This is a genomic window from Streptomyces sp. NPDC004327 (genome assembly GCF_042873935.1).
Lineage (GTDB): Bacteria > Actinomycetota > Actinomycetes > Streptomycetales > Streptomycetaceae > Streptomyces.
Genome location: NZ_JBIAME010000001.1, coordinates 43,300 through 69,197 on the forward strand (window position 1 = coordinate 43,300; position 25,898 = coordinate 69,197).

Consider the following 25,898-nt stretch of genomic DNA (forward strand, 5'->3'; position numbering starts at 1 on the left):
CCCCACCCCCCTCGAAGACAGTCGCTATCTGGAGACGGAAATGTCCCTGTCAGCCCAGTCCCCGGCCATGTCGACCCTGCTCGAAGCCGCCATCGAGGCCGAGCCCGCCACGACCCCCTGCTCCCACGACCGGGGGCACATCACCGACTCCTTCCTCCTCGGTGACCGCTACGCCACCCCCGAGAGCCGCGCCATCTTCTGCGACACCTGTCGCCTCCAGCGCTGGCTCACCGTGGAGGCCCAGCTCTCCCTCGCCCAGGCCGACCTCGGCATCATCCCCGCCTGGGCCGCCGAGCGCATCGCGGAAGCCGCCACCGTGGAGCGGGTCGACCCGCAGGAGGTCAAGAAGGCCACGCTGGAATCCGGCCACTCGCTCGTCGGCCTGCTGCGCGTCCTGGAACGCGCCTGCGACGGCGAGGCCGGCCAGTACATCCACTTCGGCACCACCACCCAGGACATCCAGGACACCGCGCAGTCCCTGGAACTGCGGGACGTCTTCGACGAGCTGGAGCGGCTCCTCGACGAGACGATCACGCACGTCGCGCGGCTCGCCGACCAGCACGCCGAGACCCTCGCCCTCGGCCGTACGCACGCACAGCCGGCCCTGCCCATCACCTTCGGCCTCAAGGCGGCCAGCTGGCTGGACGAACTGCTCCGGCACACCGAGCGGCTGCGCGAGGCACGCGAACGCGTCCTCGTCGCCCAGCTCTTCGGCGGCGCCGGCACGATGGCCGGCCTCGGCGAGCAGAGCCAGGAGCTCCTCGTCCGCTTCGCCGAACGCCTCGGCCTGCACGCCCCGCTGATCGGCTGGCACGTCGCCCGCGACCGGATCGTCGAGTACGCCTCCGTCCTCGCCATGGTCGCCGGCACCATGGGCCGCGCGGCCGACGAGATCCGCACCCTGTCCCGGCAGGAGTTCGGCGAGGTCTCCGAGGCCTGGAGCTTCGGCAAGGTCGGCAGCAGCACCATGCCGCACAAGCGCAACCCGGAGCGCTGCGAGCAGGTCGTCGTCATGGCGCGCCTCGCCGCCGCCCAGGTGTCCACGGCCCTCACCGCGATGATCGGCGACCACGAGCGCGACTCCCGCTCGCTGCGCCTGGAGTGGGCCTGCGTCCCCGACGTGGCCCACCACACCCTCGCCGCCTGCGAGATCTTCCGGCAGATCGTCAGCGGCCTCATCGTCCACGAGGACCGCATGCGGGAGAACGTCACCGCCGTCGCCCACCAGGTGACCACCGAGGCCCTCATGCTCACCCTGGCCCAGCGCCTCGGCAAGCAGGCCGCGCACCACGTGGTGTACGAGATCAGCCAGACCGCGCGCGAGGAGGGCGTGCCCTTCCGCGAGGTCCTGGAGCGGCACCCGAAGGTCGTGTCCGAGCTCGCCGACCTCGACCTCGACCATGTGCTCGACCCGGCCGAACACCTCGGGGCCTCCGTGGCGCTGACCCGTGACGTCACCCGCAAGGCCGCCGACTACCTCCAGGGCAGGGCCGGCGCGACGGTCCCCGCGCAGAAGGGCGTCGCGCACTCATGAGCCTCGCCACGGTGACGATGCCCGGACTGCCGGGCCCCCAGCTCATGGTCTTCCTGCTCCAGGTGTCCGTCCTGCTCACCCTCGCCCTGCTCCTCGGGCGCCTGGCCGGACGCTTCGGCATGCCCGTCGTCGTCGGCGAACTCCTCGTCGGCGTCCTCGTCGGCCCCTCCGTCCTCGGCAGCGCCTTCCCGGACCTCGCCAGGAGCTTCATCCCCGGCGGCCCGGAGCAGGCCGCGCTGCTCGACGGGGTCGGCCAGCTCGGGGTGATCCTCCTCGTCGGGATGACCGGCGGGCACCTGGACATGGCGATGATCAAACGGCACACCAAGTCCGTCACGATCACCGCCGTCGCGGGCCTGGTCCTGCCCTTCGGACTCGGCGTCGCGGCCGGCTACCTCGCGCCGGAGAGCCTGATGCCCGACAGCCTGGCGACGCACGGCGGACGCACCGTGTTCGCCCTGATGATCGGCGTGGCGCTGGCCGTGAGCGCCCTGCCGGTCATCGCCAAGACCCTCGCCGACATGAAGCTGCTGCACCGCAACACCAGCCAGCTCACCCTGGCCGCCGGCATGGTGGACGACGCCGCCGCGTGGTTCGCGCTCTCGGCGATCGTGGCCATGGGCACCGGCGGCAGCATGGCGGCCGCCCTCGGCAACTCCGCCCTGTCGCTGGTCCTGTTCACCGGCGGCGTCGCACTGGCCGTCAAGCTCCTGATCGCGCCCCTGCTCAAGCGGCTGCCGGCCCGCGACGCCGGCGCCGGCGGGACCACCGGCCGGAACTGCGCCATCCTGGTGATCCTCCTGCTCCTGGGCGCCGCGGCGGCCGTGTCGCTGCACCTGGAGGCGGTGTTCGGCGCCTTCGTCGTCGGCCTCGCCACCATCTCGCTGCTGCCCGCCGCCAGCCTCGCACCGCTGCGGACCATCGTCATGTCCGTGTTCGCCCCGCTGTACTTCGCCACCGCAGGCCTGCGCATCGACCTCACCGCGCTGGCCCGGCCCACCGTGCTGCTCGCCGGGCTCGCCGTCCTCGCGATCGCCATCGTCGGCAAGCTCGGCGGCGCGTACCTCGGGGCCCGGCTGAGCGGTGTCCCGCGCTGGGACGCCTTCGCCATCGGCGCCGGACTCAACGCGCGCGGCGTGGTGCAGATCATCGTCGCCAACGTGGGCCTGCGCAGCGGCATCCTCAGCCCCGCCGTCTACACCCTGCTCGTGCTGGTCGCCGTCGTCACCTCGATCATGGCCGCGCCCATGCTGCGGGCGGCGATGCGCCGCACCGTACCCACCGAGCTGGAACTGGGCCGGGAACGCGAACTGGCCGCCTGGCACATCGAGGACACGCCGCCGCTGCGCGAACGGGCGGAACCGCTCGCGGCCGGCCGCGCCGCCGAATGACCCGGAAAGACCACAAGGGCCCGGTCCGGGACAACGGACCGGGCCCCTTCGAGGAGCAGACGTGAACACTCTGAACGACACCGGCCGAACCCCCCGCCGCGTGGTGATCTCCGGCGGCGGCACCGGCATCGGCCTGGTGACGGCCGAGGACTTCGCCGCCGCCGGCGACCAGGTGATCATCATCGGCCGGCGCGAGGACGTCCTGCGCGACGCCGCCGCCGCGGTGAACAAGCGCTACGACACCGACCGGGTCGGCTGGATCAGGGCCGACCTGTCCCTCCCGGCCGACACCGCCGAGGCCGCCGCGCGGATCCGTGCCGACGGCCCCGTCGACGTCATCGTCACCAACGCCGGCGGGAACGTCGCCCCGGACGCCGGCGGCAGCCTGGAGCAGATCGCCGAGGGCTACCTGCGCAACTTCAAGGCCAACACGCTCACCGCCGTCCTGCTCACCGAGGCCCTGCTGCCCGCGATGCGCCGCCCCGGCGGCCGCATCGTCCACCTCTCCTCGATCGCCGCCGTACGCGGCCCCGGCTCCTACGGCGGATCCAAGGCCGCCCTGCACGCCCACGTCTACGAACTGGCCCAGCGCGTCGGCGCCGAGGGCATCACCGTCAACGCCGTGGCACCCGGCTACGTCGCCGACACCGAGTTCTTCGGGGAGCGCGCGACGCCCGCGTTCGTCGCCTCCCGGGTGGACGCCACCCTCACCAAGCAGGGCGGAACCCCGCAGGAGGTCTCCGCCGCCATCCGCTACCTGGCCTCGCCCGAGGCCGCGTACGTCACCGGCCAGATCCTGCACATCAACGGCGGGGCGATGCTCGGCCGATGACCCCCGCACCAGGCGACGATCCGACCCGCCCGTCCCGTTCCCCACGAAACCACTGAAGCACGCCACTGAAGGCAGAAGTCGATGAGTGCTCCAACCCCCCACAGCAGCACCCGCACCGACAACGGCACCACCGGACACCGCTTCCGGGTCCTCGGACCCTTCGAGGTGTACACCGACGGGGAATGGACGGGCATCGGCGCCGCGAAGCAGCGCACCCTCCTGACCCTGCTCGTACTCAACGGCAACCGGGTGGTCCCCTCCGAGCAGCTCATCTCCGAACTCTGGGGCAACAACCCACCCGGCAGCGCCAACCGGCTGCTCGCCGGATACGTGTGGCGGCTGCGGCGGCTGCTCGGCGACCCGCTCGGCGAACACCTCGTCACCCGGGCCCCGGGCTACCAGCTGGTCGTGTCGCCGGGCGCCGTCGACATCCACGAGTACGAGTGCCTGGTGCGCGCCGGCCGCCGCCAGATGGAGGCCCAGAGCCTCGACGCGGCGGTCGAGAGCTACACCGCCGCCCTCGAACTGTGGCGCGGCAGCCCCCTGCTCGACGTCCCGCTGACCCCGACGGTCATGGCGGAGACGGCCCGCCTGGAGGAGTCCCGGCTCTCCGTGGTGGAGGCCCGGCTCGGCGCCCAGGTCGGCCTCGGGCAGCACGAGGCCGTGCTGCCCGACCTCAAGCAGATCGTCTCCCAGTACCCGCTCCGCGAGCGCCTCCACGAGCACCTCATGCTCGCCCTCTACCGCACCGGCCAGCAGGCCGACTCCCTGGGCACCTACCACGACCTGCGCCATCTGCTCGTCAAGGAACTCGGCATCGAGCCCAGCAAACCGCTGCGGGACCTGCACCAGCGCATCCTCCAGGAGGACCCCTCGCTGCTGCTCCCGGACCGGCCGGAGCCCGGTCCCGCACTACGGGCCGAGGGCGCCGAACCGCCCCGGCTGCCCCCCGACCCCACCTTCCTCATCGGCCGCGACGACGAGCTCGCCACCCTGGTGCAGCGCCTGCGCGCCGGCGAGACGCTCTGCGCGGTGCACGGCTCGGGCGGCGTCGGCAAGACCGCGCTCGCCCTGCGCGCCGGGCACCTGGTCGCCGACCGCTTCCCCGACGGCCAGGTCTACCTCGACCTCGGCGGCAGCGCGCCCCGGCCGCCCGCGACCCCCCTCGACACGCTCCACCGGCTGCTGCGGGCCCTCGGCCTGCCGGCCCGGGAGATACCCGCGGACCTCGACGGCGCCGCGGCCCGCTGGCAGGCGCTCGCCGCGAGCCGCCGGATCCTCGTGCTCGTCGACGACGTCGTGGACGCCGACCAGGTACGGCCCCTGCTCCCGGGCGGCGGCACCTGCGCGGTCGTCGTCGTGGGCCGCCCGGCGCTCGCCGTCGCCGACGGCATGAACCAGATCTGGCTCGGCCGCCTCAGCATCGCCGACACCGGTGAACTGCTGCGCCGTTACGCCGGCCCGAACCGCGCCGGAAGCCGCGCGGCCCTGGCGGCCGTGGCCCGGATGTGCGAGTACCTGCCGCTCGCCCTGCGCATCGCCGCCGCCCGGCTCGCCCGGCGGCCCGACTGGTCCGTGGACGTCCTGGCGACCCGCCTGGCCGAACCCAAGGACCGCCTCGACCTGCTGACCTTCGACCGGTTCAGCATGCGCGCCAGCATCTGCGCCGGGGTGCGGCTGGTCCGCCGCATCGGCACACCGGCCGCCCTCGGCGCGCTGTGCGTGCTCAGCGAGCTGGACGTGCCCGTGGTCAGCGGCGACACCCTGTCCGGGCTCCTGGCGTCCAGGGCCGAGGCCGACACGGTCGCGGAGTCGCTCATCCACGCGGGGCTCATCGAGGCGCTGGACGGCGACCGCTACCGGATCCCGCAGCTGGTCCGGCTGTTCTGCCAGGACTGGCCGGAATCCGTCCTCGGCCCCTACCCGGCCGACTCCGGCAAGGACGTCCAGCGGCTGGTGGACCACTACACCGGCGTCCTGGTCGCGCAGACGAAACTCGCCGACCACCGCCCGATCCGCGAGAGCACCCTGGCCTGGTACCGCCAGGAGCTCGACCTGCTGCGGGTCCTGGCCGGCCAGGACCCGACCGGCCGCCTGCTCGGCCGGCTCACCGAACTGCGCGAGAAGCTGACCGGCAGCCCGGCCGCCGGCCTGGCCGAGTCCGTCCGCCGGTCGGCCTGAGCGGCCCCGGACACGGCCGTGCCCCTGCCGGAACACGCGGCAGGGGCACGGACACGTCACCGAGGGGTCAGCGCGCCGACACGCGCGCCATCCACTCCTCGACCTCGTGCGAACCGCGCGGCATCGCCGCGGACAGGTTCTCGTAACCGTCCTCGGTCACCAGCACGTCGTCCTCGATGCGCACGCCGATGCCGCGGAACTCCTCCGGCGCCAGCAGGTCGTCGGCCTTGAAGTACAGGCCCGGCTCGACCGTGAGGATCATGCCCGGCCTCAGCTCGCCGTCCATGTACTCCGAGCGCAGCAGCAGCTGGCAGTCGTGCACGTCCATGCCCAGGTGGTGCGAGGTGCCGTGGACCATCCAGCGGCGGTGCCAGCCGCCGCGCTCCGGGTCCAGGGTCTGCTCCAGGGTGACGCCCTCGGGCAGCAGCCCCCACTCGTGCAGCTTGCGCGCGATGACCTTGTTCGCGGCCGCGTGGATGTCGCTGAACCGGTTGCCCGGCTTCACCGCGTCCATGCCGGCCTGCTGCGCCTCGTGGACCGCGTCGTAGATCTTGCGCTGGACGTCGGTGAAGCGCCCGGACACCGGGAGGGTGCGGGTGATGTCGGCCGTGAACAGCGAGTCGACCTCGACGCCGGCGTCGACCAGGATCAGATCGCCCTCGCGGACCCGGCCGGTGTTCCGCGTCCAGTGGATGGTGTTGGCGTGGTCGCCGGACGCGCAGATCGACTCGTAGCCGACGCCGTTGCCCTCGTGCCGCGCGTACAGGCCGAAGACGCCCTCGACCCAGCGCTCGCCGCGGCCCTTGCGCACCGCCTCGGGCAGGGTGGTGATGATCGCCTCGAAGCCCTGGTGGGTGGCGGCGATCGCCTTGCGCATCTCGCCCACCTCCCACGCGTCCTTGACGATCCGCATCCCGGACAGGTGGCGGGCCAGCTCCTCGTCGGCCTCCTCCCGCTCCGGTGCCGTCAGGGCGGAGCCGGCCTGGGTGCGGGTGGCGTCCACCAGCTCGGCGAGCCCCGCGTCGGCCGACCGGACCACCCGCAGCCGGGCGGCGGCCTCGTCCTTGGCCAGGTCGTCGGCGAGCGAGTCGATGTGGCGGGCGGTCAGGCCGAGTTGCGACTCGACGTCCGCGAGGGTCTGGCGGGCGCCGACCCAGAACTCGCCGTAGCGCGAGTCGGCGTAGAACTCCTCGCTGTCCCGCGGGGCCGGCGGGCGGATGTACAGGACGGCCTCGTGACCGCCCTCGGGCCGGGGATCGAGGACCAGGACGCTGTCGGGCTCGGCCTGTGCGCCGAGCCCGGACAGGTGGGCGAAGGCCGTGTGCGGCCGGAAGGTGTAGTCGGTGTCGTTGCTGCGTACTTTCAGTCCACCGCCGGGGAGGACGAGCCGTTCACCGGGGAACCGCTCGGAGAGGGCCGCCCGGCGACGGGCCGCGGGGTCGGCGACCTCGTCACGGGGCGTGGGCGGGCGGTCGTCGGTGGCCCACCCGGAGGCGATGAACTCGCGGAACTCGGCGCTCGCGGGGATACCGCGGTGGCCGGCCTTGGGTTGATTCTCGCTCGGCATGCCCAACATCCTGTCAGGCCCGTCGACTTCACGAGCCCCTGACGATCAGATTGACGATCACAAAACCGTAGCGCTTCGCCGGAGCCCTACGCCTCGCGGCAGCGAACCATGAACGACCGCTCGAAGACGATGACGGTCTCGCCCGTCGACTTCGTGCCCGTCGTCTCCACCGTGATGATCCCCTGCCCCGGCCGGGACTTCGACAGCCGCTTGCCGAGGATCTCGCTCGTCGCGTAGAGCGTGTCGCCGACGAAGACCGGCTCCTTCAGCCGGACCCGGTCCCAGCCCAGGTTGGCCACCGCCCGCGCCGACAGCGCCTGCACGGTCATCCCGCCGATCAGGCACAGCGTGATGCCGCTGTTGACCAGCACCTTCCCGTACTCGGCGCCGGCGCCGTAGTGCTGGTCGAAGTGCAGCGGGTGCTGGTTCATCGTGAGCAGGGTCAGCCAGGTGTTGTCGGCCTCGGAGAGGGTGCGGCCCGGCCAGTGCCGGATCACCATGCCGGGCTCGAAGTCCTCGTAGTCCCCGCCGTGTTCCTCGACGTACTCGTTGTCCTTGACGCGGCGCAGGGTCATGCGGTGTCACTCCGGTGAGATGAGGGAAGGGCTTGCGGGGGCGGTGCGGCCGTCAGACGGCCACCATCACGTTGTCCGAGCTGCTGGTGTGCCCCCGGACGCTGACGATCCCGGCGGAACCGTCGCCGAAGAAGCGGCAGAACAGTCCGCCGGGCCGCCCGCCGAACAGCAGCGGGCCGAGCACCGGGGCGACCTCGGCCTCGTACGGCTCGTCCCGGTCGTCGGCGATCAGCGTGACCCGGGTGGTCCGCGGCTCCACGAAGTCCTGCACGATGCTCGTGCCGTCGGCGGCGGCCTCGCCGACCGCGGACTCCCAGACGGCCTGCTCGACCTCACGGCCGATGACCACCTGCTTGCCGCACTCGCCGAGCCCTGCCTTGAGCACGAGCCTCTCCCGGTTCTCCAGGACGAACGCGAGCAGGTCGACCCGCCGGCCCTCGCGCTCGGTCTTGCGGTCCGCGAGGATCCGCGTCCACGGCAGATACCGGTCGACGAGCGCGCGCTCGCCCTCGGTCATCCAGGGCCGTCCCTCCGAGAGCAGGCCCATGGTGAGCTTGCTGTGCAGGAAGGTCGACGTCTGGGTGCCCACCAGCACACAGCCGTGGTCCAGGGCGCCCTGGACGGGCGCGGTGTCGAGGCCCACCTCCAGCCAGTCCGGGATGGTGAAGTTCCGCAGCCCCATCCCGTAGCGCAGGTGCGGGGCGCAGTCCCAGGCCTCGTGCAGCTCCTCCGGCTCGAAGAAGCGCGTGGTCAGACCGTGATGGCCGGCGTACTCGGCCTCCATCTCGAAGTACCGCCGCTCCACGCCGTTCACCCGGGCGCTGCCGACGACGGCCACCCGCGGCGCCACCCCGAGCTCCGCGCCGAGCGCGCGGAACATCTCGGCGCGTGCGGCGAACGGGCTCGGCGAGTGGAACGGCGTCCGGCCGTTCTCGTCGGCGTGCAGCCTGCGCCACACCGCGAGCCGGCTCTGCGTCTCGACCACGCCGCCGAGCGCGCCGCTGACGTTGAACTCCAGGAACCGCGGCCCGTCCGGCCCGATGACCAGGTCCGGCCGGACCACACTGGTCGCGTACCGCTCCTCGGTGAACGGGTCGGCCAGCCACAGCCGGTCCTCGGTGCCGGGCATCCGGTAGGCCGCGAGCCGGCCGGCGGTGGTGGGCGCGGTCTCCAGGGCGGTACGGCGCAGCAGCTCGGTCAGCGCCGCGCCCACCCGGAACACCTCGGCGTAGGACGCGCGCGGGATCGCCATCGGAGCCGCGGGCAGCACCCGCTGGTACGGCCAGCCGGTGTCGCGCAGCTCGTGCCGCAGCATCCGGCGGATCGTCTCCGCCGGCGCGGCCGGCCGCAGCCGGTGCCGGCCGAACCACGGATGCCCGTGGCCCGCGCCGAGCTCCTCGACCCGGCCCGTGTCCCTACGCGTCTGCATCGGCCACTCCTTCGAACAGCGCCACCGCGGCGGCGGTGTCCTCGATGGCCATGCCGACGGTGCGCAGCACCGTCGTCCGGCCGGTCACATCGGCCGCGGCGCCCGCCAGGCCGCCCAGCTCGTACAGGTCGTCGGCCGTGAGCAGACAGCCGGCCAGCGCGGCCCGGATCTCGCCCGCGCCGTCAAGGGCCGCGGCCCTGTCCTCGACGATCGTCAACGCACCTGCGAGCAGCGCCGGTTCGATCTCGATCGCGTCCGGGTGCGTGCCGCCGATCACGTTCACATGCGCCCCGGCGGCCACCCAGTCCGCCTCCACCACCGGGGTGGCGTCGGCGGTCGAGGTGGCCGTGCAGATGATCGCCGCGTCGCGGACGGCGTCCTTCGCGGTGTCGCAGACCGTCACCCGCAGCGGCCCGGGCGCGGTGTCCCGTACCCGGTCGGCGAGCTTCTCGGCGCCGGCGCGGGTGCGCGAGTGGATCCGTACGGTACGGATCGGCCGTACCGCCGACACGGCCCGGATCAGCGCGTCCGCCTGCACGCCCGCGCCGATGACCGCCAGGTCCTCGGCGTCCTCGGCGGTGCAGCGGCGGGTCGCGAGGGCGGCGACGGCGCCGGTGCGCACGGCGGTGAGCTCGGCGCCGTCGAGCAGGGCGGTGATCCGCCCCGTCTCCAGATCGGTGAGCGCGACGATCCCGTGGATCAGCGGCAGCCCGCGGCCCGGGTTGTCCGGGGTGAGCGTGGTGACCTTGACGCTGCCCACGCCGCGCCGCTCCCAGACGGCGGGGCTGACCAGGAGCACCCGCTGGTCGCCGTGCTCGACGACGGTGCGGGCGGGGGACCGGGTCAGGCCGCCGGCGAGGTCCGCGAACATCTCGTCGAGCGCGTCGACGACCCGGGTCATCCGCCGGACGCCGGCCATGTCGGCGGCGCTGACCATGAGCGGTGCCGTCATGCGAGTCCCTCACCGGTGTCGCCGTCGCCGCCGAAGCGGCTCGTCCAGGCGTCCTCGCGGGCCACGGTGTCACGGGAGCGCCGGGCGAACGGCGGGCCGACCATGTTGCCGTCGACGACCGCGATCCCGCCGTCGGCCGCCGCCACGGCCGCCGCGACCCGACGGGCCAGCGCCAGCTCGTCCGGGCGGGGCCCCAGGATGCGGTTGATCACGTCGAGTTCGGCCGGGTGCACGGTCACCTTGCCGTGGAAGCCGAGGCCCTTGACCCGGGTGGTCTCCTCCGCGAGGACCTCCGGCTCGGCGAGCCGGAAGTTGGCGGTGTCGATGCACGCCGTGCCGTACCGGGCGCAGGCCATGGCCATCGCCTGACGGGCGGCCTGCATGGCCTCCCAGGTGATCTCGACGCCCAGCGTGGCGGCCAGGTCGGCCGAGCCGAGGACCAGGCCGTCGGCGGCGCGCGCGATCTCGTCGACGGCGGTGACCGACTCGACCGTCTCCACCGTCACGTAGATCTCCGGGTGCGCGCCCCCGGACGCCAGCATGCGCCGCAGCAGGTCGATCTCGGCGCCGGTGGTCACCATGGTCATCACCACGATGCCGGGCTTCACGGCGCTCTCGGCCAGCATCAGGACGTCGTGCACCGCCGCCATGCTGCCGAGCTCGTTGATGCGCACGCCGACGTTCGCCGGCCGCGGCGCCTTCTCCAGCGCCTCCCGGCAGACCCTGCGGGCGGCCGGCTTCTCGGCCGGCGGGACCGAGTCCTCCAGGTCGATCAGGTGCACGTCCGCGTCGTACGACCAGGCCTTCACGACCCGGTCGAGGGACTTCGCGGGCGTGTACAGGATGCTGCGCGGGACCGCCCGTACGCCGGCGGTCACCGGGCCACCGACTCGGGCGCCCCGGCCGCCGGGCGCGCCCCGGCCGCGATGAGCGCGGCGGCGAGCCGGCGGATCTGGTCCTCGGTCTGGCCGGCCCGCAGCATCACGCGCAGTCCGGCGGTGCCGCGGGCGACGATCGGGAAGAACACCGGCGAGGTGTAGAACCCGGCCGCGAAGACCTGCTGGGCGGCGCCGACGACGGTCTCGTCGCTCATCGGCACGACCCGGATCGGGTACGTGCTGGCGGCCTGCTCGGTCGTGACCAGCGAGTCGAACAGCGCGATGTTGGCGCGCAGCTTCCCCTGCAGGTGGGTGAGTTCGTCGGTGCGGTGGATCTCGGCGGAGGCGATCGCGGCGCCGACGGCGGCGGCGTTCATCTTCTGCGAGTAGCCCAGCGGGCCCGCGAAGCGCTCGATCAGCCGGCGCGTCTCCTCCGGATAGCCGTCGAGCAGGATCGCCGTGCCACCGGCGCCGAAGCCCTTGCTCAGGGTCGCCACGGTGATGGTGCGCTCGTCGAGGACGGGGGAGTGCGAGCGGACGTAGCCGATGCCGCGCTCGCCGTACGCGGACAGCGAGTGCGAGTCGTCGTAGAAGACCATCATGTTGTACTTGTCCTGCAGTTCGGCCAGCTCGGCGACGGGCGCGTAGCCGCCGAGGCTGTCCGAGCCGTCGACCACGTAGCAGACGCGCTCGTAGGTGCGGCACATGTCCTCGAGGAAGTCGAGGTCGTGGTGGCGGCAGCTGACGACCTCGGTCTCGTCGGCGCAGCTCGGCTTGGCGTTGGCCATCGAGACATGGGCGTTCTTGTCGAAGACCATGAGCGGCCGGGTGCCGTTGCCGAGGTGGCCCGACGCGATGATCGGCAGCAGGCCGGTGCTGGCGGCCGCGGTGGAGATCGCGCTGATCACCATCGCGCCGAACAGCTCGCCGAGCGACTCCTCCAGCTCCAGGAGCACGGGCGTCTGGACGCGGGTGCGCGGGATGCAGTGGTCGAGCACGCCGAAGCGGCGCAGCGAGTCGACGGCGCCGCCGATGACCTTGGGGTGGGTGTCCAGGTCCAGGTAGGAGCAGACGGTGAAGTTGACGAACTCGTGACCGTCGGGCATGTGGAACACGCCGTCCTCGAGGTCGCCGACGATGCCGGCGACCCCGTGCTCGTAGGACATGTTCCAGAAGGTGTTGCCGATCCCGATAAGCCGGTCGTTGTTGCGGTACTTGTGCGTGGGGGTGATGGTCTTGCGGTCGCTCATCAGGAGTTCACCTCGGTGGGACGGTAGCTGTAGACGCCCTTCAATCTCCGGTAGGCGTACGTGTACAGCGCGACGCCGAGCACGTGCGGCCTGCGGAGGATCTTCTTCGACTTGAGCCAGAAGTTGACGTTGATGTTCATCTCGTCCAGCGACTCGGCCTGGTGCCACCAGCCGAGCGGCAGGTAGAGCATGTGGCCGGGTTCGAGGACGAAGTCACGGCGCTGGGCGAGCTTGGCCGCGAGCTTCGGGTAGCGCTTCAGGTCGACGTCGTCGAGGTCGACCACCTGCGACTTGTCGCCGAATCCCTGCAGCACGGACCGCGGGTAGTAGTCCCGCACGCCGGGCGGCGCGATGATGAAGCGCTTGCGGCCCTCCAGGGCGATGTTGAAGTTCTCGAACTCGTCGAAGTGGTTCTTGGTGAACACGCCGCGGTGGCTGATCCACAGGTTGGCCGCGTACAGGCTGTTGCCGTAGCCGAAGAACTCCTCGGCGTCGAAGCCGATGACGGCGTTCACGTCGGCCGGGCTGCTGCGGATGTTGGAGACCACCCGGTGCCAGGTGTCGCCGCCGCTCAGCAGCTGCTCGTCGGCGAAGAAGTCGCGGAGCTTGATGTCCCGCGTCTCCCAGCGCCCCGGGTGGTTCTTGTCGCCCGGCTCGGTGAACAGCGTCACGGTCATCTCGGCGAGCCGCGCGGCCACTTCGTCGCGGCCGAGCCCCTGCACGCTCTTCGGCAGCTCGATCACCACGGGTCGGTCGGCCTTGTACAGCCCCTGCGGGCCGGCGGCCAGGAATTCGTCGAACGACATGCGGGCGACCTCCACGCCCGCCGACCCGTTCGACCCGGTCACAGCGTCCGGAACTGCCATGTCGTCTGTCCTCCCTTCGGAAAGGCTGGGCCCTTCGGAAAATCGCTGGGCCCTTCGGAAAGGGCCGGGTCAGGTGCCGGTCAGGCGGTCGTGCCGCGGCCGCTCAGCTCCGCCACCACGTCGACGATCAGGTCCTCCTGGCCGGCGATGGCCTGGCGCCGGCCGAGCTCGAAGAAGACGTCGCGCGGGTCCACGCCGGCGGCGGCGGAGAGTTCGACGACCCGGTGCTTGAAGCCGGAGAACACGCCCGCCAGGCCGCTGACGATGCTCATCGAGGCGGTCACCGGCGGCGCGGGCATGAGCTCGCGCTCGGCCAGGTCGGCGGCGTCGAGGAGCCCGTACAGGTCGATGCCGGTGCTGAAGCCGCTTCGTTCGAGGACCGGCACCAGCACCTCCAGCTGGGTGTTGCCCGCGCCCGCGCCGAAGCCGCGCGCGCAGCCGTCGATGATCGTGGCGCCGGCGTCGGCCGCGGCCACCGAGTTGGCGACGGCCATGCCGAGGTTGTTGTGCCCGTGGAAGATCACCGGCACGGTGCCGACCGCCTTGGCCATGGCGGCGATCCGCGCGGTGACGTCGGCCGGCAGGAAGTGGCCCGCGGAGTCCATGATGCCCACGGCCTGCGCGCCGTAGCCGACGGCCCGGGCCGCCTCCTCGGCCAGCTCGTCCGGGGTGGCCATGTGGCTCATCATCAGCACGCAATGGGCCTCGGCACCGGCCTCCCGCAGGAAGCCCAGATGGCGCTCGGCCAGGGACGTCTCGGTGGCGTGCACGCCGATGCGGACGACGTCGGCGCCGTGCGCGATCGCCTTGCGCAGGTCGTCGGAGGTGCCCCAGCCCGGCAGCATGAAGACGCCCATCCGGCTGTGGGCGAGCGCCTCGCGGACGGTCGAGAGCATCTCGTCGTCGCTCGCGGCGGCCAGACCGACCTGCAGCGAGGAGGCGCCGAGCCCGTTGCCGTGGCCGACCTCCACCACCGGGATCCGCGCGGCGTCGGCGGCCTCCGCGTAGCGCCGGATGGCGGTCACCCCGAGCTGGTGCCGGACGGCGTGCTGGCCGTCGCGCAGCGTCGGGTCGTGGATCACGACGTGCCTCACTGGGCCACCCCCGAACGGGACGCGCTGCCGAGCCGTGCCGCGTGCTGCTCGGCGACCATGACGGCGGCGGAGTTGATGATGTCGAGGTTCCCGGCGTACGGCGGCAGGACGTCGCTGTGCGCCATGACCCGGAGCGTGATCGTCACCCGGTCGCCGACCGCCGTGACGGCGGTGACCTCGTAGCCGGGGGCGAAGGAACGTACCTCCTCGGCCACCGCGTCGACCACCGCGCGCACCGCGGCCGCGTCGGCGCCCGGTATCCGGGCGTGGACGGCCGTGCGGAAGGTGGCCGGCGGCACCGCCGGACTGATGTTGAGGATCGCCTTGACGTCCCGCACACCGGAGAAGGCCGTCACGGCGTGGCCGGTGGTCGCGACGTACTCGTCGAGGTTCAGCCGGGTCGCGCGGCCCGCGACGTCGCTGGCCACGGTCGAGACGACCTCGACGTACGAGACCGGGAACCGGGCCGCGAGCGCGTGCACGACCGGTACGGACGCCTGGCCGCCGCAGCTGATCAGGTTGACGTTGCGCCCGGTCGTCGCCGACACCCCGGTGACCGTGGGCGCCACCATCTCGCCGACCTTGCTGGGCGTCAGGTCGATCACCAGCGTCCCGAGCGGTTCGAGCAGCGGCCAGTGGTCGCGGTGGGACGCGGCACTGGTGGCGTCGAAGACGACGTCGAAGGGGCGCGGGGTCGCGAGCACGGCCCCGATCCCTGCGGCGGTGGTGGCGTAGCCGAGGCGCTCGGCGTACCGCAGGCCCGCCGACTCCGGATTGCGTCCCGCCACGAGCCGCAGGTCGAGGGAGGGCGACCGGTCGATCTTGCTGACCAGATCCCGGCCGATCGCCCCGGTGCCGATGACGGCGACCGTCACCGGTTCGACGACCTCCAAAGGCGCGTTCGTCAGGCCCATGAGCGTTGTCCTCACCGTTCGATGTGCGTGCGGCTGCTTGTGGCAGCCCTGACTGCAGGCACGGGGAAGCCGATGCGTGGTCGCCGGTCGGGAAGATGGCGTGAACCCACCGTCTTCACACGGTTTTCGAAACCCCCGTCGATGGCATGCCCCCCATGCAGACACCGCTGCCGGCCACCGTTTCAGCAGCCAGCGGCCGCGAACATACCAGAAGAGCGTTTGACTCAAACCCCCCTGACTTGAATGGAGTTCGAACGTGATGCGGCCGGGAATCGCAGGTGACAGGCTTGATCCACAAAGCTGATCTTTTCCTCGACGCGGCCGCGGAAGGCGGTCTATCCTCGGCGAGCCCGGGCGCCCGACCGCGCGGATTTCCCGCGACGGGGGCGGGGCGGACCTGAGGGGGAGATGTGAGCGCGTCGACGACCGGCACGGCCGATCCGGCGGACCCGGCCGACGCGCGACGGCCGCGTCTGGGGGGTGATTTCTCCCGGCTGTGGTGGTCCGCGGCCGTGTCCTCGCTCGGCGACGGCGCCACCATCGCCGCCGCGCCCCTGCTCGCCGCCCGGCTGACCGACGACCCGCGGCTGATCGGCGCGGCCTCGGTCGCCTTCACCGCGCCGTTCATCCTCTTCGGCATCCCGGCCGGGCTCGTCGTCGACCGCGTCGACATCCGCAGGATGATGATGCGCGTCGACTTCGTCCGGGCCTGCCTGCTCGCGCTGCTCGCCGCCGGGATCCTCGGCGGCTGGGGCGGACTGCCGCTGCTCTACGTGTGCATGTTCCTGCTCGGCACCGGCGAGGTCCTGTGCCGCAACGCCGCCCAGGTGCTGGTCCCCTTCCTCACCCCGCAGGCTGGACTCGCCACCGCCAACGCCCGGGTCATGGCCGCCCAGGAGGCCGGCACCGGCTTCATCGGGCCGCTGCTCGGCGCGCTGCTCTTCGGCGTGGCGATGGCCCTGCCCTTCGCCACCGACGCGGCCACCTTCCTGTGCTCCGCCGTGCTGGTCAGCCGCATCCGCCGCACCAAGCCGGTGGACGCCGCACCGGCGTCGACCGGCGTGCTCGCGGACATGCTCGCCGGCGCCAAGTGGCTCTACTCGCACCACCTGCTGCGCAGCCTCGCCCTGATCTCCTGCCTCATCAACATGGCAGGCAACGCGATGCTCGCCGTGCTCGTCGTGCACAGCGAGCGGGTGCTCCACCTGAGCCCGTTCCTCTACGGCGTGATGCTCGCCTGCCAGGCCGCCGGCGCCGTCCTCGCCTCGCGCTTCGCGCCCGCCCTGACCGAACGCCTCGGCCGCGAAGGGGCGCTGGTCGCCACCGCCGTACTGATCGCCGTCAGCGAGACGGTGCTCGCCACCGTGCCCTCGGCGTACGCGGCCGGCGCGGCCCTCGCGATCTTCGCGTGCGGCACGGTGACCTGGAACGTCGTCGTGGTCGTGCTGCGCCAGACCCTGGTGCCGCAGCACCTGCTCGGCCGCGCCAACAGCGTCTACCGGCTCGTCGCCTGGGGCGGACTGCCCATCGGCGCTGCGCTCGGGGGCATCGTCGCCGCCGAGGTCGGCACCCGCGCCGTGTTCGGCGCCGGCGCGGTCGCCATGGCCGTCGTCGCGGTGGCGCTCCTCGTGGGCGCCCGCACCCACTGGATCACCCGCGCCGAACAGCGTGCCGAGCAGTCCGCCCAGCACTCCGCCGAGCCGGCCGAGCCGGCCTGAGCGGACAGCCGCCCGCAGCGCACCGCCGAGCCGCCGCTCCCCGCAAAGCCGTTGAAGGACAAGCGATGACGACCACGGACCTGCCCGTACCCCCCCGCTCACGGCTGGGCCACGCCTACGGGGAGCAGCTCGCCCGGCACGCCCCGGACGTCCACCCCACGGCCGCCGCCCGAGACTCCGCCACCCTCACCCTGGCGTACCAGGACCGCTTCCTGAACGGCCCCGCCTTCCTCGGCGAGACCGAGCGCGCCGGAGTCGTACGCGACCTCCACACCGTCTACGCGCTGCTGCGCTCCCTGCCGGAGCGGGTCTTCGACGGCAGCGTCACCGCCCTGGCCGACGCGGTCGGCATGGACCCGCTGCAGTCGGCGCTCATCACGCGCAGCGCGCGAACCGGCTCGCTCCACCCGCTGGGCCGGGCCGACCTCTACCACGACGGCACGGGCTTCAAGCTCCTCGAGTTCAACATCACCAGCGCGCTCGGCGGCTTCGAGAACGCCGACATCAACCGCGCGATGCTGGCCTACCCGCCCCTGGCGGAGTTCGTCCGGCGGCACGGGCTCCGCTACCGCGACACCCTCGCCTGCATGGTGCGCACCATGCGCGCCGAGTGCGCCGCCCACATCCCCGCCGGCCGCCCACCGGTCGTCGCCGTGGTCGACACCCCGGAGAACTTCGCCGTCGTCGGGCCCAGACTGCGGGTGCTCGCCGCCAAGCTGGCCGACCACGGAGTCGACGGACTCGCCTGCGACCTCGCCGAGTTCACCTATCCGGGCGGCCGCCCCACGGTCGGCGGCCGCGCCGTCGACGTCGTCTTCCGCTACTTCCTGCCCGAAGACCTCTCCGACCCCAAGGCGGCGGCCCAGGTGGAACCGCTGCTCACCGCGGCGGAGCAGGGCACGGTGAACCTCTTCAGCCGGCTGGACGCCGAACTGTACGGCAACAAGGGCACCCTGGCGATGCTCTCCGACGACCGCCATCGCGCCCTCTTCGACACCGCCGAACTCGCCTGTATCGACCGGCTCCTGCCCTGGACCCGCTACGTCCGCCCCGACGCCACCGACCCCGCCGGCTCCCGCGTCGACCTCCTCGCCCACGCGCTCCACCACCAGGGCGAGCTGATCCTCAAGCCCACCCTCCTCCACGGCGGCCACGGCATCACCGCCGGCTGGCAGGTCGGCCCGGCCGAGTGGGAGCACCGCCTCACCGCGGCCATGAACGGCCCGTACGTGGTCCAGCGCCGGGTGCGCCCGGTCGCCGAACCCTTCCCGGACGGCGAGGGCGGCGCGCTGGAGCTCTTCCTCAACTGGGGCGTCTACGTGGGCGCGCCCGGCGCCGACGACGAGGGCTACGGCGACGGGTACGGCGGCGGCTTCGTGCGGGGCAGCGCGGATCCGGCCGTGGGCGTGGTGAGCATGGGGAGCGGGGCCAGGGTCGCCTGCGTTTTCGACGGCGGCGCCTGACCCCGCCCTCGCGGACGCGGACCACCGGTTCTGCGGCGAGTTGACAAGGTGGGCGTGACCAGCGTCTCAACTCGCCGTCCCCCGGCCGGAGTCGAAGGGCCGCCCGTTAGATTCGGACCCGATGATCCAGAGTGTTCGCACGGGTGCGGAGGGTTACCATGGGGAACTGGGACATCGCACGGCCACCCGCGAGCATGCGGCTGCTCACCGGGCTCGGCGTGGATCACGGTCTGCCGCCGTGGGTGTGCCTGGAGGGCACCGGGATCCGGCTGGAGGAGCTGCGCGATCCCGCGGCCACCGTCACCGTCCGGCAGGAGCTCACGGTGATCGCCAACCTGCTGCGCGCGCTCGGCGATCCGCCCGGGCTCGGGCTGGAGGCCGGGCTGCGCTACCACCTCACCACGTACGGGGTCTGGGGCTTCGCGGTGAGCAGCAGCCGCGACTGGCGGAGCGCGATCGAGACGGGGCTGCGCCACCTGGACCTGACGTTCGCGGTGGGCCGGATCCATGCGCGGGAGCGGGTGGGCGAGCTGCGGCTCGTGCTCGACGTGCCCGACCTGCCGCGGAACGTGCGGCGGTTCGTCGTGGAGTGCATCGGCGCGGCGATCCGGAACATCCAGGACGAGCTCTTCGCCGTGCCGATGCCGGTCCGGAGCGTCGGCTACGCCTTCCCGCCGCCCCCGTCGCCGTCGGCCGCCGCGCGCTACGCGGGGATCTTCGGCGTGGAGCCGGTGTTCGGCGCCGCCGAGAACTCCGTCGGGATCCCGGCGGAGATCCTCGATCTTCCGCTGCCGCAGTACGACGAGTTCACCGCGACGCTCGCCCGGGAGCGGTGCCGCGCGCTCTCGGCCGACCGGCGCGCCCGCACCGGCCTGGCCGTGCGGGTGAGCGACCTGCTGCTGACGTGCACGGCGACCGCGCCCCGGCTCGAACGGGTCGCGGCCGCCCTGCACATGAGCGAGCGCACGCTGCGCCGGCGGCTCGCGGAGGAAGGGGTCTCCTTCCGCGGGCTGCTCGACGCGGTGCGTGAACGCCTCGCCGTGGAACTGCTCGTGACCGCCGGGCTGCCGGTCGCGGAGGTCGCCCGACGGCTCGGGTACGTGGAGCTGTCGAGCTTCTCTCAGGCGTTCCGGCGGTGGAAGGGCGTGGGGCCGCGCGAGTTCCGGGCGCGTCAGCGGGAGACGTCCGGGGCGAGGAACCCGGCGACCACGGCGGCCAGTTCGTCCTTCATGGTGAGCAGCCCCAGGTGACCGTCCGGGTAGACGTGCAGCGTGGCGCGGGGCATGAGGCGGGCCATCAGCCGGCCGTTGACCAGGGGCACGATCGGGTCGTCCGCGCCGGCCAGCACCAGGGTGGGCTGGCGGAGCAGCGGCAGGAACGGGGTGCTGGTCCAGCCGGCGCCCGCGGCGAGCTGGTAGAGATAGCCGCGGGTGGTCAGCTTGCGCTCGTAGTCGTACAGCAACCGCTGGACGAGCTCCGGCTCCTCGCGCATCCGGCCGCCGTAGATCGTGCCGGCGATGGCCCGCACGTACCCCGGGTCCCAGTAGCGCCGCGGTGTCGCGAGATGGGCGAGCACCCCGGGGCGGGCCGGCACCATCAGCCAGCCGGTCGCGGTGGCCACCAGGACCGCCCGCCGGACGCGGCGCGGATTCTGCAGGGCGAGCTGCTGGGCCAGACCGCCGCCCCAGGAGATGCCGAGCACGTCGAAGCGGTCGTGGCCCAGCGCGTCGAGGAGCCGGCCGGCCAGCCGGGCCAGGAGCGGATACGGGTACGGCAGCGGTGGCACGGGAGACCCGCCGACGCCCGGCGGGTCGAAGCGGATCACCTCGATCGCCGGGTCGAGCGCCGCCACGAACGGGTCGAGCAGATCCAGGCTGGCGCCGATCCCGTTGCAGAGCAGCAGGGGCGGCCGGGCCGGGTCGGTGCCGGGCCGGACGGCGACGCGCAGCCGCTGCCGGCCCACCGTGACGTTCCGTACGGTCGCGCCCATCAGCGGTCCAGGACGTAGCTGCCGGGCGCGTCGCCCAGGATCCGGAACTGTCCGCCGCCGGGCGCCTCGGGCGCCGCGACCTGCCCGCCGGAGCGCTCGTCGAGCCAGCGCGCGTAGTCGGGCCACCAGGAGCCGGCCGTGGCGGGCGCCGTGGCGGCCCAGTCCTCGGCGGCGGCCGTGGTGTCCTCGGCGACCCGGTAGCTGGACTTCCGGTTGTCCGGCGGGTTGATCAGCGCGGCGATGTGCCCGTTGGTCGACAGCACGAACCGGCTCTTGCCGCCGAGGACCTGGGTGCTGGCGTAGCAGTTGCGCCAGGGGCAGATGTGGTCGGCGCTGCCGGCCACCACGTACGAGTCGAGGGTCACCTGGCCGAGGTCGATCTCGCGGTCGAGCAGCGTGACGCCGCCGGGCCGGACCAGGGCGTTGGCCATGGCGATCCGGAGGAAGTCGCGGTGCAGCCGGGCCGGCATCCGGGTGGTGTCGGCGTTCCAGTAGAGGAGGTCGAAGGCCGGCGGTTTGCGGCCCTGGAGGTAGTTGTTGACCCAGTAGTTCCAGACCAGGTCGCCCGGCCGCAGCCACGCGAACACCTCGGCCAGCTGTTTGCCGTCCAGATAGCCGCGTGCCCGGGACGCGGCGAGCGCCGCCCGCGCCACGTTCTCGTCGACGATCGCCCCGGCCGTGCCCGCCCGGGCCTGGTCGAGCAGGGTGACGAGCAGGGTCAGCGAGGCCAGCTGGTCCTGCCGCCCCTCGGCGGTGAGGTAGGCCGACACCAGGGCGCCGAGGATGCCGCCCGAGCACGCGCCGAGCAGATGCGCGGCGCCGGAACCCGCGATCGTACGGGTGGTGTCGAGCGCCTCGATCACGGCGCGCGCGTACGCGTCCAGGCCCCAGGTGCTGTGCCGCGCGTCCGGGTTCCGCCAGGACACCAGGAACACCTGCGCGCCCTGGCCGACGAGGTACTCGACGAGACTGCGCTGCGGCGCGATGTCCATGACGTAGTACTTGTTGATCGTCGGCGGGACGACGAGCAGCGGCGTCGCGTGCACCTTCTCGGTCCGCGGCCGGTACTGGACGAGCTCGAACATCGGCGTGCGCAGCACCACCGCGCCCGGCGTCACCGCGAGGTCGCGGCCCACCTCGTACGCGTCGGGCGGCACCATCGTCGGCACCCGCGGCGCCCCGGCCAGATCGCCGAGGAGCTGGCGCAGCCCGCGCAGCGCGCTGACGCCGCCGCTGTCGACGACCGCCTTCCAGGCCACCGGGGAGAGCAGCGGATGGTTCGACGGCGCCAGCGCCTCCACCAGGTTGGACAGCAGGAACGAGATCCGCTCCCGGTCCCGCCACTCCAGCGGCACGTCCTGCACCAGACCCTCGGCCGTCGTCGCCGTCGCCAGATACGCCTGCACGATCCGGCGCAGGAACGGGTTCTCGGTCCAGGCCGGATCGGCGAAGCGGCGGTCGCGGGTGGACGGGGCCACGCTCGACGAGCCGGCCGCGATCCTCGCGTACTCGGCGGCGAGCCCGCCCGCCCGGCTGGCGACCCGGCGCGGGCGGCGGACCAGCGCGCCGGCGAACCTCGCGGTGGAGGCACCGGGCAGGAAACGGCGGTGCACACCGAGCGCCGCGCCGGTGAGCATCGCGTCCAGGGCGCCGGCGACCTCCTCGGTGTCACCGTCGAACGGCAGGGCCGGTGCCTCGGGATACGGCCGAGCGGCTGTCATGGGTCACGCTCCGTCTCGTTTCGCGCCTTCCGCTTACCTCCTCGACGCTAGAAGGGCGGCGGCGGCCCGCGACATGTGCGCACGGGCCGCGGAGTTACTCGTTCCGGCCGCCGCCGCCCGCGCGCTCCGGCGCGGCGTTCCGGAACGGGAGCAGCGGCCAGCTGCTCGACAGGCGCATGGCCGCCTCGGTGACCGCCGGATCCCGCGAGCCCTCGGCCACGCCCATCAGGAACGCGTTCGCCGCGGACTCGTACAGGTCCGTCGTGGCCCGCTGCCGCGCCCGGTTGGTCTCCGCGCGCAGCCGGGTGCGGTCGGCGGCCGACTGCTGCACGGCGCGCGCCCGCTCCAGGGCGGCGACGGCGGCCTCCCGGTCGCGCCGGAGCCGGGCGCCCCGCTCCAGGTGCGAGCGGTAGGAGTCGAGATACGGGTGTTCCCGCAGCAGCCCGAGCAGCAGGCCGATGCCGCCCGACAGCACGAGCAGCGTGACGAACATCCAGGTGACCGTGGTGAATTCCAGGTGCAGGCTGTCCACCAGGGTCGGCGGCGGCCGCAGGTCGAGCCCGGCCACGTCACCGAGGTCGGTGGGCAGCGTCTGCGCGTCGCGGTGCCGGAAGACCAGCTTGGAGCGCAGATAGCCGAGCGCCCAGGTGGAGAAGGCCCACGCGCCGAGCAGTGCGATCGCCGGCAGGTTCGCCCACCGCGCCGCGCCGGTCGCGGGCCGGGCGCGCAGGGCGCGGCCGGCCAGGTGGGGGACGACGACCATGACGATCGCCGCCGAGATGGCGAGCGTGCCGGACAGGGCGTCCGACTCGGTGCTGCCGGCCCCGTGGAAGGGCTGGAAGGCGATCCAGTAGATCGGCACCTCCACCGCCGCGATGACGAGCAGCAGGGCCCACACCATCCACCGGGGCAGTCCGGGCCGGTGGGGCAGGCCCTCCCACCGGGCCGCGTCCGTCTCCTCGCGCACGCCGGCGTCCAGTCCGGTGAACGGATCGGCGTACGGGTCCTCCGGCCCGGCCTCGGCCGGGTCCCGGCGCGCGCCCGGCCCGGCCGCGCCGGCCGCCGCCGGATCGGCGTCGAGGCTCTGCCACTCCTCGTCCTCGCCCGGTCGGGCGGTCCCGGCCGCCGTGGCCGCTTCGGCCTGCTTGCCGCCGTCCGCCTCACCGCCGGCACCGGGCCCCACGGAGCCGTCGGCGTCCGCCTCCCCGGCGGCCCGGTCCGCACCGCGCCCGGGTCCGTCCGTGCCCTCGTCGAGGGCGACGTCGCCGAACCGGGCGCGCAGCCAGCGCGCCTCGACGCGCCGCCGCACGCCGTCCCGGAACCGCTCGCCGCGCACGGCCTCGGCCGCGAGCCGGTCCAGCTGCCGGCGGTTGGTCTGAAGCCACCGCTCGTTCTCGCCGAGCTCCCGGTCGATCCGCCGCACTTCGTTCGACGCGTCCTCGGCCACCGCCGCCGCGTGCGCGTCCTCGGCGCGCGCCCGGGTCTCCTCCTCCAGGGCCTCCTGGTCCATCCGGGCGTTGAGATGGTCGCGCACGGAGGCCAGCTCGGAGAGGTACGGCACCCGGTCGCCGCTGACCAGGACCCACGGGTCGAGCACACCCTCCCTGGCCACGGCCCGGCCGCGCTCACGGGCGGTGGCCCGGACGCGCTCCTCGTTCCTGTTCTGGGTGACCAGCGGCACCCGCCGCACCCCGGCCGGGGCCGCCTGGGCACCCCGCGCGCCGTCCGCGCCGGCACCGGTCCGGCGCCGGAACGGGCGGGCGAACCGCGCCCGGCGGGGAGTCGGCTCCGGGTCAGCGCCGGTAGTCGTCGTGGACACGCGCCTTGCCCCTTTCCACCATGATCTCCGTCCAGAACGCGTTGAACGGCTCGTACTCGCCCGGCTTGGCCTGCCGGCTCATGCCGTAGCCCACCGGATAGACGTCCATGCCGTCGATCGGCGGCACCCCGCGCGGGCCGAGCAGCTTCTCGACGGCCGTGCGGCGCGCCTCGGGCGTGGCGATCGACTTGGCGGTCAGCCCGAACTGCTGGTCCCACTGCTCGAAGTCGCTGACCACGAGCAGCGCCTTGGACCCGCCGCCCGAGGGCATCGCCCGCGCGCCGCGCGCGAGGCCGCCGAGGACGTCGGAGCCGCTGTTGGTCTTCTGCGCGCAGGTGAGCATCGTGCGGGCGCCGATCACGGCCCGCACCTGCGCCTCCTGGCGGATCGCCGTCACGTCGTCGGTGGTCTGGGCCGGCGGATCGAGGTCCACGTCGCTGACGCGGCACGGCGAGGCCTGGGAGGAGCCGGTGATCGGCGCGAAGGCCATCGTGCCGCAGTGCCGCTCCTTCATGAACGGCACGATCGTCGCGTCGAGTTTGGCCTTGGCGTCGAAGCCGCTCTTCGCTGAGCCGGAGCCCGACCCGTCCACGACCACCGCGCACGCCGTGTCGAGGGCCTCCGGCTTGTCACTGGAGCAGGCCGTCGTCGTGGCGAGCAGCGCGAGCACCGGCAGGGCGGCGAGCGACCGGGCGAGGCGCCGGGCGCGCGGGCGGCGCGGGCGGTCGTTCGGGTGGTGGTGCGACCTCATCGGGTTCCCCTCCGGTGTTCGGTGGCGGCGGCCACCCGCCCGTGGTGCGCCTGCGTGTCGAGGATCTCCAGGGCCCGGGCGACGGCGGGCGTGCGGACGCGCACCGGCGGGGCCTCGGCCGGGGCGCCGCCGTCGAGCAGCCAGGCGTCGACGTCGTTCCAGGAGTCGTCGAGGGTGACCCGGCCGGGCAGCCAGTGCGCGGGCCGGGCGGTGAACGGAGGGAAGCCCGGGCCCTCCTGGCCGGCGGGAACGGGCCCGGCGGCGGGCTCCGGCGCCCGCGGACCCGGTGTCACCGCCACCGGACGGCCCGGCAGCTGCGCGCGGCGGGCCTCCTCCGCCCGCCGCTGCTCCTCGGCCCGCCGCCGCTCCTCGGCGCGCCGGTACTCCTCGGCCCGGGCGGTCTGCACGGTCAGCCACACCGCGTCCCAGTAGCAGGCCAGCCGCTGGTTCGCCTCGTGGGTGAGGGCGACGGCCCGGGCCCGGCACACCTCGGCGTCGGCGCGCCAGGCGCCGACCAGCGCGCCGTAGCGGGCGAGCGCGGCCGGACTGGGCTGGGCCCGCACGTCGTACTGGGTGACGACGCGCACCGACTCCTCGTGGATCCGGACGATCGCCCGCCGCTGGTCGCCGAGCAGCCGGGCGCGCAACTGGGCCACCGCCCGCAGGCTGCCCGCCCGCGCCTCCATCGCGAACGGGGTCACGACGTCCGGGAGATCGAGGAGTTCGCCGGGCTCGGCCGGCAGCGCGGGCAGCAGCGGGCGCAGCCCGGGCGCGTCGAGCCGGCCGCGGCGGCGCGCCCGGCGGGCGGTGAACCACCCGAGCCGGGCCCGGCGCGCGGGTCCCCTGATCTGGTCCGTGGCGATCATGACGACGGATTCCCCCTTCTCCGCATCCTCGTTCCGGATGGAGGACAGTAGCCGAAGGAAAGCAGAAAGGAGCCCGGAATTCGAGAGGTTTGAAGAGCGCGGAAGCC

The 25,898-nt window shown here is 73.4% G+C and carries 21 protein-coding genes; 7 read left to right on the forward strand and 14 right to left on the reverse strand.

All coding sequences use genetic code 11. The features are described from left to right. The first annotated feature begins 40 nt into the window (after window positions 1-40). From ACFYU9_RS00205 to ACFYU9_RS00220, 4 genes are all read left to right on the forward strand, one after another. Window positions 41-1,534 (forward strand): adenylosuccinate lyase family protein, encoded by a 1,494-nt coding sequence (locus ACFYU9_RS00205; protein WP_389209329.1) that lies wholly within the window; start codon window positions 41-43, stop codon window positions 1,532-1,534. Next, window positions 1,531-2,925 (forward strand): cation:proton antiporter, encoded by a 1,395-nt coding sequence (locus ACFYU9_RS00210; protein WP_389209331.1) that lies wholly within the window; start codon window positions 1,531-1,533, stop codon window positions 2,923-2,925. Before ACFYU9_RS00205 ends, ACFYU9_RS00210 begins: the two co-directional genes overlap by 4 nt. Before the next feature lie 61 nt (window positions 2,926-2,986). Further along, complete coding sequence (locus tag ACFYU9_RS00215; protein WP_389209333.1) at window positions 2,987-3,757, forward strand: SDR family NAD(P)-dependent oxidoreductase; 771 nt, start codon at window positions 2,987-2,989, stop codon at window positions 3,755-3,757. An 81-nt stretch (window positions 3,758-3,838) separates the two neighbouring features. Beyond that, on the forward strand, window positions 3,839-5,938 hold the full coding sequence (locus ACFYU9_RS00220) for a BTAD domain-containing putative transcriptional regulator (RefSeq protein ID WP_389209335.1): 2,100 nt from the start codon (window positions 3,839-3,841) through the stop codon (window positions 5,936-5,938). A gap of 67 nt (window positions 5,939-6,005) precedes the next feature. Here the strand turns inward: ACFYU9_RS00220 and ACFYU9_RS00225 are convergent, their stop codons facing one another. From ACFYU9_RS00225 to ACFYU9_RS00265, 9 genes are all read right to left on the reverse strand, one after another. Continuing rightward, the gene (locus tag ACFYU9_RS00225; RefSeq protein WP_389209337.1) at window positions 6,006-7,505 is read right to left on the reverse strand and encodes an aminopeptidase P family protein; all 1,500 of its coding nucleotides are present in this window, start codon (window positions 7,503-7,505) and stop codon (window positions 6,006-6,008) included. An 86-nt stretch (window positions 7,506-7,591) separates the two neighbouring features. Beyond that, a complete protein-coding gene (locus ACFYU9_RS00230; protein ID WP_389209339.1) occupies window positions 7,592-8,080 on the reverse strand; it encodes a MaoC family dehydratase in 489 nt (162 codons plus the stop codon). Window positions 8,081-8,132: 52 nt separating this feature from the next. After that, entirely contained in the window at window positions 8,133-9,509 is a 1,377-nt protein-coding gene (locus ACFYU9_RS00235; RefSeq protein WP_389340842.1) for a hypothetical protein, read from the reverse strand. Continuing rightward, window positions 9,496-10,461, reverse strand: coding sequence for an ornithine cyclodeaminase family protein (locus ACFYU9_RS00240; RefSeq protein WP_389340845.1), 966 nt, complete (start codon window positions 10,459-10,461; stop codon window positions 9,496-9,498). The genes ACFYU9_RS00235 and ACFYU9_RS00240 overlap by 14 nt, the downstream gene beginning before the upstream one ends. Beyond that, a complete protein-coding gene (locus ACFYU9_RS00245; protein ID WP_389340849.1) occupies window positions 10,458-11,339 on the reverse strand; it encodes an HpcH/HpaI aldolase/citrate lyase family protein in 882 nt (293 codons plus the stop codon). Before ACFYU9_RS00245 ends, ACFYU9_RS00240 begins: the two co-directional genes overlap by 4 nt. Next, window positions 11,336-12,589, reverse strand: coding sequence for an aminotransferase class I/II-fold pyridoxal phosphate-dependent enzyme (locus ACFYU9_RS00250; protein WP_389340852.1), 1,254 nt, complete (start codon window positions 12,587-12,589; stop codon window positions 11,336-11,338). Before ACFYU9_RS00250 ends, ACFYU9_RS00245 begins: the two co-directional genes overlap by 4 nt. Continuing rightward, entirely contained in the window at window positions 12,589-13,455 is an 867-nt protein-coding gene (locus tag ACFYU9_RS00255; RefSeq protein WP_389209348.1) for a cupin-like domain-containing protein, read from the reverse strand. The genes ACFYU9_RS00250 and ACFYU9_RS00255 overlap by 1 nt, the downstream gene beginning before the upstream one ends. A gap of 80 nt (window positions 13,456-13,535) precedes the next feature. After that, on the reverse strand, window positions 13,536-14,549 hold the full coding sequence (gene dmpG, locus ACFYU9_RS00260) for a 4-hydroxy-2-oxovalerate aldolase (protein ID WP_389209350.1): 1,014 nt from the start codon (window positions 14,547-14,549) through the stop codon (window positions 13,536-13,538). Further along, window positions 14,546-15,463, reverse strand: a complete 918-nt coding sequence (locus ACFYU9_RS00265) for an acetaldehyde dehydrogenase (acetylating) (RefSeq protein ID WP_389340855.1) — start codon at window positions 15,461-15,463, stop codon at window positions 14,546-14,548. The genes dmpG and ACFYU9_RS00265 overlap by 4 nt, the downstream gene beginning before the upstream one ends. A 410-nt stretch (window positions 15,464-15,873) precedes the next feature. On the opposite strand from ACFYU9_RS00265, the gene ACFYU9_RS00270 reads away from it, so the two are divergent. The 3 genes from ACFYU9_RS00270 (at window position 15,874) to ACFYU9_RS00280 (ending at window position 19,894) form a co-directional block, all read left to right on the forward strand. Then, on the forward strand, window positions 15,874-17,181 hold the full coding sequence (locus ACFYU9_RS00270) for an MFS transporter (protein ID WP_389209354.1): 1,308 nt from the start codon (window positions 15,874-15,876) through the stop codon (window positions 17,179-17,181). A 65-nt stretch (window positions 17,182-17,246) separates the two neighbouring features. Further along, on the forward strand, window positions 17,247-18,644 hold the full coding sequence (locus ACFYU9_RS00275; RefSeq protein WP_389340858.1) for a hypothetical protein: 1,398 nt from the start codon (window positions 17,247-17,249) through the stop codon (window positions 18,642-18,644). A 158-nt stretch (window positions 18,645-18,802) separates the two neighbouring features. Beyond that, window positions 18,803-19,894: an AraC family transcriptional regulator gene (locus tag ACFYU9_RS00280; RefSeq protein WP_389340861.1), complete on the forward strand. Its 1,092-nt coding sequence runs from the start codon at window positions 18,803-18,805 to the stop codon at window positions 19,892-19,894. Here ACFYU9_RS00280 and phaZ read toward each other — a convergent pair. From phaZ to ACFYU9_RS00305, 5 genes are all read right to left on the reverse strand, one after another. Then, window positions 19,816-20,634 (reverse strand): poly(3-hydroxyalkanoate) depolymerase, encoded by an 819-nt coding sequence (gene phaZ / locus ACFYU9_RS00285; protein ID WP_389340864.1) that lies wholly within the window; start codon window positions 20,632-20,634, stop codon window positions 19,816-19,818. The genes ACFYU9_RS00280 and phaZ overlap by 79 nt on opposite strands. Beyond that, entirely contained in the window at window positions 20,634-22,355 is a 1,722-nt protein-coding gene (locus tag ACFYU9_RS00290; RefSeq protein WP_389209363.1) for a PHA/PHB synthase family protein, read from the reverse strand. Before ACFYU9_RS00290 ends, phaZ begins: the two co-directional genes overlap by 1 nt. A 94-nt stretch (window positions 22,356-22,449) precedes the next feature. Beyond that, window positions 22,450-24,174, reverse strand: coding sequence for a hypothetical protein (locus ACFYU9_RS00295; protein ID WP_389340867.1), 1,725 nt, complete (start codon window positions 24,172-24,174; stop codon window positions 22,450-22,452). Next, on the reverse strand, window positions 24,149-24,925 hold the full coding sequence (locus tag ACFYU9_RS00300) for a hypothetical protein (RefSeq protein ID WP_389209367.1): 777 nt from the start codon (window positions 24,923-24,925) through the stop codon (window positions 24,149-24,151). Before ACFYU9_RS00300 ends, ACFYU9_RS00295 begins: the two co-directional genes overlap by 26 nt. Beyond that, on the reverse strand, window positions 24,922-25,791 hold the full coding sequence (locus ACFYU9_RS00305; RefSeq protein WP_389209369.1) for a hypothetical protein: 870 nt from the start codon (window positions 25,789-25,791) through the stop codon (window positions 24,922-24,924). The genes ACFYU9_RS00300 and ACFYU9_RS00305 overlap by 4 nt, the downstream gene beginning before the upstream one ends. Window positions 25,792-25,898: the final 107 nt, after the last annotated feature.

Excerpts from the sequence above, each read along its gene's own strand:
- ACFYU9_RS00205 (WP_389209329.1), top strand. The coding sequence starts at position 41 with ATGTCCCTGTCAGCCCAGTCCCCGGCCATGTCGACCCTGCTCGAAGCC.
- ACFYU9_RS00210 (WP_389209331.1), top strand. The coding sequence starts at position 1,531 with ATGAGCCTCGCCACGGTGACGATGCCCGGACTGCCGGGCCCCCAGCTC.
- ACFYU9_RS00220 (WP_389209335.1), top strand. The coding sequence starts at position 3,839 with ATGAGTGCTCCAACCCCCCACAGCAGCACCCGCACCGACAACGGCACC.
- ACFYU9_RS00225 (WP_389209337.1), bottom strand. The coding sequence starts at position 7,505 with ATGCCGAGCGAGAATCAACCCAAGGCCGGCCACCGCGGTATCCCCGCG.
- ACFYU9_RS00230 (WP_389209339.1), bottom strand. The coding sequence starts at position 8,080 with ATGACCCTGCGCCGCGTCAAGGACAACGAGTACGTCGAGGAACACGGC.
- ACFYU9_RS00235 (WP_389340842.1), bottom strand. The coding sequence starts at position 9,509 with ATGCAGACGCGTAGGGACACGGGCCGGGTCGAGGAGCTCGGCGCGGGC.
- ACFYU9_RS00240 (WP_389340845.1), bottom strand. The coding sequence starts at position 10,461 with ATGACGGCACCGCTCATGGTCAGCGCCGCCGACATGGCCGGCGTCCGG.
- ACFYU9_RS00250 (WP_389340852.1), bottom strand. The coding sequence starts at position 12,589 with ATGAGCGACCGCAAGACCATCACCCCCACGCACAAGTACCGCAACAAC.
- ACFYU9_RS00255 (WP_389209348.1), bottom strand. The coding sequence starts at position 13,455 with ATGGCAGTTCCGGACGCTGTGACCGGGTCGAACGGGTCGGCGGGCGTG.
- ACFYU9_RS00265 (WP_389340855.1), bottom strand. The coding sequence starts at position 15,463 with ATGGGCCTGACGAACGCGCCTTTGGAGGTCGTCGAACCGGTGACGGTC.
- ACFYU9_RS00275 (WP_389340858.1), top strand. The coding sequence starts at position 17,247 with ATGACGACCACGGACCTGCCCGTACCCCCCCGCTCACGGCTGGGCCAC.
- ACFYU9_RS00280 (WP_389340861.1), top strand. The coding sequence starts at position 18,803 with ATGGGGAACTGGGACATCGCACGGCCACCCGCGAGCATGCGGCTGCTC.
- phaZ (WP_389340864.1), bottom strand. The coding sequence starts at position 20,634 with ATGGGCGCGACCGTACGGAACGTCACGGTGGGCCGGCAGCGGCTGCGC.
- ACFYU9_RS00290 (WP_389209363.1), bottom strand. The coding sequence starts at position 22,355 with ATGACAGCCGCTCGGCCGTATCCCGAGGCACCGGCCCTGCCGTTCGAC.
- ACFYU9_RS00300 (WP_389209367.1), bottom strand. The coding sequence starts at position 24,925 with ATGAGGTCGCACCACCACCCGAACGACCGCCCGCGCCGCCCGCGCGCC.
- ACFYU9_RS00305 (WP_389209369.1), bottom strand. The coding sequence starts at position 25,791 with ATGATCGCCACGGACCAGATCAGGGGACCCGCGCGCCGGGCCCGGCTC.